Raw genomic sequence first — 1,112 nt, forward strand, 5'->3', positions numbered from 1 at the left:
GCCGGCCTGGTGCTGGCCGCCTTCGCCGGTGCGCTGGGCGGGGGTGCTGCTGACGCTGCTGCTGTCGCGCGGCGCCCAGCACACGGTGCGGCTGCTGTTGGCCGGCGTGGTGGTGGGCGTGGTGCTCGGCGCGTTCGGTGACCTGGCGACGATGGCGGCGCCCGAGGCCCTGCGCGGCAAGCAGGCCTTCATGCTCGGCAGCACCGGTTTCCTGGGCTGGACCAGTGTCGGCCTGCTGACCGTTGGCCTGGCGCTGACGCTGCCGCTGGCGTGGCGGCTGGCGCGCGTGCTGGATGCACTGACGTTGGGCATCGACAGCGCCGTGAGCCTGGGCCTCGCGCTGCCGACGCTGCGCATGGTGCTGGTGACGGTGCTGGCGTTGGCGACCGGGCTCGCGGTGTCGCAGGCCGGACTGGTGGCCTTCGTCGGCCTGGTGTCGCCGCACCTGGTGCGGCGCTTCGTGCCGGCGACGCAGAGCTTCACGCTGGTCGCCAGCGCCGCGGCCGGTGGCTGCCTGCTGCTCGCGGCCGACGTGCTGGCGCGCAGCCTGATCGCGCCGCAGGAGCTGCCGGTCGGTGTGCTGACCGCGGTGCTCGGCGGCGGCTACCTGCTGTGGCTGCTGCACCGCCGGGGATGGCATGAACGCGCCGGTCGCGCCGCGCGAGACAGGCGGGCCGGGCCCGACCCTGCGCGCCGACGGCCTGCAGGTCGCGCTGGGCGACCACCCGGTGCTGCACGACCTGTCGCTGAGCCTGGAACCGGGCTGGACCGCCATCGTCGGCCCCAACGGAGCCGGAAAGTCCACGCTGCTGCGCACGCTGGCCGGGCTGCTGACGCCGGCGCGCGGCAGCGTGTGGCTGCAGCAGCGGCGGCTGGCCGAATGGCCGGCACGCGAGCGTGCACGGCGTATCGCCTGGCTGGCGCAGCAGGGCGACACCAGCGGCGACCTCACGGTGCGCGAGACGGTGCAGCTCGGCCGCCTGCCGCAGCTCGGCCTGTTCGCGCTGCCGGGGCCGGCCGACGAGGCCATCGTCGACGAGGCCATGGCCGCCACCGAGTGCAGTGCCTGGCAGCACGCCCGCCTGCACGAGCTGTCGGGCGGCGAGCGCCAG

General features: G+C 75.4%; 1 protein-coding gene and 1 pseudogene. Both read left to right on the forward strand.

Annotated features, from left to right (window positions below):
• Window positions 1–634: pseudogene (locus x551_RS24835) on the forward strand (iron chelate uptake ABC transporter family permease subunit); the annotation flags it as partial.
• Between the two features lie 4 nt (window positions 635–638).
• The coding region (locus tag x551_RS22555; RefSeq protein ID WP_152543645.1) for an ABC transporter ATP-binding protein at window positions 639–1,112 on the forward strand (474 nt) is incomplete at its 3' end.

Origin of the sequence: Methylibium sp. T29, assembly GCF_000576205.1 — a bacterium.
Taxonomy (GTDB): domain Bacteria; phylum Pseudomonadota; class Gammaproteobacteria; order Burkholderiales; family Burkholderiaceae_C; genus Methylibium; species Methylibium petroleiphilum.